5 protein-coding genes and 2 pseudogenes are annotated in these 6706 nt (G+C 39.2%); 6 read left to right on the forward strand and 1 reads right to left on the reverse strand.

Going from position 1 to position 6706, the window contains the following annotated elements:
* A pseudogene (locus A3842_RS06295) lies at window positions 1-189 on the reverse strand (IS110 family transposase); the annotation flags it as partial.
* Window positions 190-585: 396 nt separating this feature from the next.
* Here A3842_RS06295 and A3842_RS06300 point away from each other — a divergent pair.
* The 6 genes and pseudogenes from A3842_RS06300 to A3842_RS06325 all read left to right on the forward strand — a co-directional run.
* Window positions 586-1134, forward strand: a complete 549-nt coding sequence (locus A3842_RS06300) for a GNAT family N-acetyltransferase (protein ID WP_074084126.1) — start codon at window positions 586-588, stop codon at window positions 1132-1134.
* A 164-nt stretch (window positions 1135-1298) separates the two neighbouring features.
* Complete coding sequence (locus A3842_RS06305; protein ID WP_074084127.1) at window positions 1299-1673, forward strand: VOC family protein; 375 nt, start codon at window positions 1299-1301, stop codon at window positions 1671-1673.
* 504 nt (window positions 1674-2177) lie between these two features.
* Complete coding sequence (locus tag A3842_RS06310; protein WP_074084128.1) at window positions 2178-4001, forward strand: ABC transporter ATP-binding protein; 1824 nt, start codon at window positions 2178-2180, stop codon at window positions 3999-4001.
* Window positions 3970-5769, forward strand: a complete 1800-nt coding sequence (locus A3842_RS06315; protein WP_218618655.1) for an ABC transporter ATP-binding protein — start codon at window positions 3970-3972, stop codon at window positions 5767-5769. The genes A3842_RS06310 and A3842_RS06315 overlap by 32 nt, the downstream gene beginning before the upstream one ends.
* A gap of 124 nt (window positions 5770-5893) precedes the next feature.
* Window positions 5894-6349, forward strand: coding sequence for a GNAT family N-acetyltransferase (locus A3842_RS06320; RefSeq protein ID WP_218618656.1), 456 nt, complete (start codon window positions 5894-5896; stop codon window positions 6347-6349).
* A gap of 175 nt (window positions 6350-6524) precedes the next feature.
* A pseudogene (locus A3842_RS06325) lies at window positions 6525-6706 on the forward strand (hypothetical protein); the annotation flags it as partial.

Consider the following 6706-nt stretch of genomic DNA (forward strand, 5'->3'; position numbering starts at 1 on the left):
CCACTGTACCAGTTGCTCCAGACCTGTTCGTGTATTGGAGAATACACAATCTTTCCCCAGTTCAATTCCCCGAAAGTCAATGGCTCGGGCCACATGGGTTTCCTTAGCGATGTCTGCGCCTACGACAAGGGTCTTGTCGGAAATTCTCATAATCCGTTGATTCTGTTTCTTCGATTGTTTATACTTCATGTTGAGTGCCTCCTGCGCTGGAATTTGTTCTCTGGACGGAACGTTTCCCAGTATACAGCTGGCGCTTTTTTCATTCAAACCTCAAATTAATTCATTACAGGAATGGCTCCATTACCTAATATAATCATGTAATTCTGCAAAGTGGTTAGGCTCCTTAAACCATGTACTAGTGAAAGCTCCACTCAACATAAAGCAAATAGAGCATTTAGTAAGATATATAAACATTTTCAGAAGACCAATGAATACATAAAAGTTGGTGGGTTTTATTCATAATCCTCAAAAAGACTGATTAAAGGTCTAAGAAGGGGCTGGGGATTTTGTGTTGGGTTTACGGATAAGAGGAATATTTGAGGGTAACGTTAGGTGAAATGACCCAAACCCTGAAGGGAGAAGAAGATGTCTCAATTTCCTATATTAGAAACAGAAAGATTAATACTCAGACAACTTAAACAAGACGATGCCAGGGAAGTTTTTCAATATTTCTCTTTGGATGAGGTTACGAAGTTTTATGATTTGGAGAGTTTTACTACTATTAATCAAGCAGAAGCATTAATTTGGCGCTGGAATCAAAAGTTCGAAGAAAATCAAGGCTTTCGCTGGGGGATAACTTTGAAGTCAGATCACAGAGTCATTGGAACCTGTGGATTTCATGGTTGGATGAAAAAACATTCTAAAGCTGAAATTGGATATGAACTCACTCCTGAATATTGGCGCAAAGGTATTATGACCGAGGCGAATCAAAAGATCATTGAATTCGGATTTAACGAACTTAGATTGAACAGAATCGAAGCATTTGTAGAGCCGGAGAATGTGAGTTCAAGGAAGGTCCTTGAGAAAATCGGTTTAGGTGAAGAAGGGGTATTGAAGGAACATTACTTTTGGAGAAACCGATTTGTGGATGTGGTGATATATGCCTTGCTTAAGAAAGACTATAACGCGCAATAATTAGTGTACTCAATCAAAGAAGTGATGAATTCACCTACGTGCCGCCTTTGGAGATCCCGCATTTATACAATTAGTCGCGGAAGGTCATCTTGCTCATTATAAGAAAGAAATTGAGTTTCTTGTAGAACATTTCGATGTTTGAATGTACAAAAGGGAGGATGTATATGTTAGTTCCACAATTATATTTAAATGGTGCGTGTTGCGAAGCTCTTGAATTGTATAAAGCAGCTTTTAATACTGAAACAGATTCGATAATGTTTGATTCTCAAAAGGAGCCAGAGAAATACGTTATTCATGCTGAGATTCATGTTCTTGGAACAAGATTAATGCTTAGTGACGCTGGTGGCACTAGAGAATCATCGGCAGATGCTACTATGGAAATTGTTGCTATTTTTGATAACGATGAAGAGTTAAGAAAGGCATATCAAATTCTGCAGGATGAAAGCAAGACGATCACTCCATTAGGTCCAACCTTTTATAGTCCATGTATTGTTCAGTTTGTCGACAAATTCGGTGTTAGATGGTGTTTTATGGTGTGAAGTAAGAATGAAAATGTTACTTGGAAAAATAATATAGATATGCCGCTGACATTCGATAACAATGCATTCACGCTGTTGGCGAGCGAGTGGTCCTTTGATCCAACCGAAGTCCCAGAAGGTAAGTCGGAGAAGTAGATGCCGGGACATACCCAATCACCTAACTGCACCGTCCTAAAGGGATTAAGGTGAAAGGACATGGTGAACACGGAAACGTTTATAAGAAAGTACTGCTAGCACAAGGAATGTAAGTAAGGGTTATATTTAGAGGTGCTGTCCCAAAGCCATTTCATGGCATATGGGAAAGCCCTTTTTTATTTTGTCTGCTAAAGGTTTCTGTTCATTGAATTACCATTAAATAATCTTATGAGTCCTAATAAATTCATATAGTTACCAAATAATAACATCGTTAGAATATATACAAGAAATATTTATATTACATAACTTTGTGTAAAGGTGGAGTATAAATAAAGATTTTGTAAATGAGTGAATAAGAGGAGCGTGACAATGCTCAAAACAAGTTTCCAATCTTCCACTGGGTCCAGCATACGATATATCCTTTCGACAGCGTGGATTCATAGTAAGCTTTCGGTTATCTATTATTCGATAGTCACTCTGCTTACTGCTCTTCAGCCCTTTATTCTGCTATTGTTTCCTAAACTCATTCTCGATGAATTAATGGGACAGCAAAGACCCCTTCGTTTTATATTACTAATTGCACTCATGTTTGTTTTATCAAGTACCATTGGTTTTTTAACTGCCTATCTGCAAAATATAGGCCAAACCCAGCTGATGAAAGTTGTATTTAGTCAGTTGCATGCACATACCGCGCAAAATCTGAATGCGGATTTCAAAAATACGGAAGATCCGGTATTCCTCAATCAAATGGAACAGGCTAAGAGATCTCTGCAAAGTGTAGAGAATGGTTTTCAGGGTTTATTCCATACGTTATTTTCGTTACTGGGGGGGATTATTGCTCTTTCTGGATACTTCACAGTAATTGCCAGGCTAGGGATGTGGATTATTCTCTTTTTAATCGGATCGGTTGCAGGTTCATATTTTTTTTCACTTCGGGCAAAGAAATATGAATATGAGCAAGAACAACGACAATCAGAGCTGGACCGTGAAAAACGTTATTATTCGGATGTGATGCAGGACTTTGCTTACGGGAAGGAAATTCGAATTTATTCGTTAAACAAGCACTTTGTTTCTCTATTCCAGGCAGTTACCGATAAGAGAAGGACACTTCAGTACAACATAAGCAAGCGTTATTTTCAGAGTGATGTATTGGACGTCATCATTCGTTTCGCCAGGGAGGGAAGTGTTTACAGTTATTTAGCCTACCTATATGTCCATCACAGGATAACGGTAGGTGATTTTGCTATGTACACCGGAGCTGTAGCGGGTTTCTCATATGTTCTCCGGGGAACGATAAAAGATTTAGCCCATTTGCGGACACAGAATCTGTACATACAGGAACTGTGCAGTTTTCTTGAACCTACTAAGAGAGAGGAGAAAGGGGACAGGCTGCCGATTCCGTCAGGACCCTACACCATCGAATTTAAAAATGTTTCCTTCGGTTATCCTAACAGCGGCCGGCTAGTATTCGAAAATTTATCTTTTATTATCCCTGCTCACCAGAGGCTTGCCATTGTAGGTCATAATGGAGCAGGGAAAACAACATTAATCAAGCTGCTCTGCAGATTGTACGAACCGGACAGCGGAGAGATTAATCTGAATGGAATTAATATCAAGCGCTTCTCCCAAGGTGAGTACTGGGATTTATGGTCTACTGTATTTCAGGAAATTCGAGTGTTGGCCTTTACAGTAGCCGAGAATGTCTCTCTTCAGGAGAACGGGGAATCCAATGCTGGAAAGATTCATAATTGCTTAGAAATGGCGGGTTTAGGCCCGAAGATCTCAACGCTTAAATACGGCATTAACACTCATTTGCAGAAATTTTTGGATGATGAAGGGGTTGAATGGTCTGGCGGAGAGAATCAGAGAATGATGTTAGCCCGTGCTTTATATAAAAATGGAGATCTTATTGTATTAGATGAACCCACCGCAGCGGTTGATCCTCTAGCAGAGTTCAGTTTATATAAGAGTTTTGATGAAATGATTGGAGATCGCACGGCCTTATATATTTCACATCGTTTGTCCAGTACCCGATTCTGTGATCAGATTCTCTTGATGGAATGGGGTGAAATTGCGGAGCGGGGCACACATAAAGAATTGCTAGAACGGAATGGAAAGTATGCGCAAATGTTTCAGGTTCAAGCACAATACTACAAAGGGAGTGAAAATAAAGAATATGAACCCATTCCCTGAACTGAAGAAGGATTCGCAAGTCGTCGTTTATTTTTGGAAGCTGGTTAATTCCTACTCTAAGACGTATATCCCTCTGATGTTATTGGTTGCATTGTGTAGTGCATTTCTTCCCTTTATTAATATTATTGCACCCAAGTATATCATTGACGAACTTATGGGGGAAGCGCGGGAAACGCAATTACTTCTATGGATTAGTATTCTGGCCGTAGGTAATGCCATTTTTGGGTTACTCCAGAGTTATTTGGATCAAAAAATGGAACAGGCCAATCTGCAAGTAATGGATGGCTTGGAGCTTCATGTCGGCAAACATATTATGAATCTCGATTTAGAAAGCTTAGAGAATGCTAAGGTTCTTGATTTGAAGGAGCAGGCATTATCACCGATTCAGCAGCAGGATGTTATAAGTAAAATGATGACCAGCATGAGAATGCTTCTTCAAACGTCTCTATCCCTTATAGCATTGACCGCTCTGATCTCCACATTGAATATAGGGATCATTTTATTGATCCTTGGGATGATTTTGCTGAATACCTATATTTTTAAAAAATCACAGCAGACCCAGTTCAGATTCTACAAAATACTGGCCCCGCTAAATCGTAAATTTGGTTATTACTCCAGGCTGGCAACTGATTTTTCTATGGCCAAGGATATTCGTCTGTATGGAATGACACCTTTTTTATTGAAAAAGGTAGATGCATATCACAAGGATACGATCCGGGGATTTGGAGAATTATACGGACAGGTTGGGCGTTACAAGGGGTTAACGAGTATTAATCTTCAACTGCAAATGGTGGTGATCTATGGCTACATGATTGTTAAGGTAATGAGTGGAAGGATTCAAATCGGTGATTTCATAATGTATATTGCAGCTGCTAACAGCTTTTCTACACAAGTATCTGTGGTGTTTAATGCCTATGTTGAGCTTCGACAAATGTGCAGGTATCTTGAGGTTTTCAGAGAATTTGAGAGTCTTCCTGCAACCATGAGAAGTGGAGAACGAATGATTGGGAAGTTGACAGAAGCTGAGATAGAGTTCAGAGGTGTTTATTTTAAATATGCAGGGAGTGAGGTCTATTCCTTGAAAAATGTGTCTCTCACGATAAAAAATGGTGAGAATCTGGCTGTCGTCGGACAAAATGGCGCAGGGAAATCGACTTTTATTAAATTACTCTGCCGATTGTATGAACCCGAGCAGGGTGAGATTTTGCTTAATGGACATCCCATTCAACAATACCAATACAAAGATTATATGAAGACCTTGGGTGTAGTCTTTCAGGATTATAAGTTATTTTCTTTCTCCATAAAAGATAATTTGAGCTTGAAGTTAACTTTAGATACAGAAGAAGAGATACTATCGATGATTAAGCAAGTTGGGCTTGAAGAAAAAATCAGCGGTTTAGAAAAGGGGCTAGACACACAGGTATTTAAAACATTCGATTCGGAGGGGACGGATTTTTCAGGGGGAGAAGGTCAAAAAATGGCAATGGCCAGGGCTTTGCTTAAAAAATCCCCTATTCTAATCTTGGATGAGCCCACGGCTGCCCTTGATCCATATGCAGAATACGAAATCTATTCTAATTTTAACCGCATGACAGAAAAGCATACCGTTATATATATTTCTCATCGTTTATCTTCCTGTAAATTCTGTGATAAGGTCGCCGTTTTTAAAGAAGGTGAGTTAGTGGAGTACGGGCATCATGACCAGCTCGTGAAGAATGGAAAGGAATATAGTTCGATGTGGGAGGCACAGGCACAATATTATGATTAATAGGTAGTTATATGAAAACGTGACACTTTTGATCGCAGTAGCTCCTCAGTCAGGACTATTATGAGGTGCAGAGTTCAGATAACATTGTATTCACGAAGCGTGCCAAAGGAGAAAATTCATGGAAATTAAGATCCGACCACTAAATTCAAGCGAAGAAATACCATTTGATTTATTACTTCTTGCTGATCCGTCGAAGGAAATCGTTAAGGAATATTTGGGGAGAGGACAATGCTTAGTAGCTCTAATAAACGAAGAAATAATTGGAGTTTTGGTTTTGATTAGGACTCGACCTGAAACCATAGAAATTGTAAATATCGCGGTACAGGAAGACTATCAGGGGATAGGGATAGGAAAGAAATTAATTGTATATTCGATAGATAAGGCGAGAGAAGAAAAGGCTAAAACCATTGAAATCGGAACCGGAAACTCCAGTGTACATCAGCTCATGCTATATCAAAGATGTGGTTTTCGAATAACAGGAATAGACCGGGATTTCTTTGTAAGGCATTATAAGGAAGAGATTTATGAAAACGGAATACAATGTAGGGATATGATTCGATTAAGTCTTGATCTACTCTAAGCTAAGTGACCGAATCACTCAGGAACCCTCCTGGCCTCGGTGAAACTAAGGAGGGAAACCATGAACAGAAGAGAGACTCTAGCTAAAATCGAAATGAAGATAAACGATTCTAACTAAACTTAAGCCAGTATGAGGGGGCGTAGAAATAAGAACGTTATAGGGGGTTCAATAAAACATGGAGAAATATATGAAAACCATAAAAGAGTTATCTGCATACTATTACATAGGCTTAGTTATCGGATATTACGTAAAACAAGATGTTATTGATTGGGCAGATAGTGTAATAAATAAAGGGGGATTTCCTTACGAGCTTATTGAAGTTTCTTTGTCCGGTAATAAACCTATAGAAGATACTGC

The sequence above is a fragment of the Paenibacillus sp. P3E genome (assembly GCF_001909045.1).
Lineage (GTDB): Bacteria > Bacillota > Bacilli > Paenibacillales > Paenibacillaceae > Paenibacillus_AQ > Paenibacillus_AQ helianthi.

What these genes read in the sequence shown, in the direction of transcription:
- A3842_RS06310 (WP_074084128.1), top strand. Translation starts at nt 2,178, where the DNA reads ATGCTCAAAACAAGTTTCCAATCTTCCACTGGGTCCAGCATACGATAT.
- A3842_RS06305 (WP_074084127.1), top strand. Translation starts at nt 1,299, where the DNA reads ATGTTAGTTCCACAATTATATTTAAATGGTGCGTGTTGCGAAGCTCTT.
- A3842_RS06300 (WP_074084126.1), top strand. Translation starts at nt 586, where the DNA reads ATGTCTCAATTTCCTATATTAGAAACAGAAAGATTAATACTCAGACAA.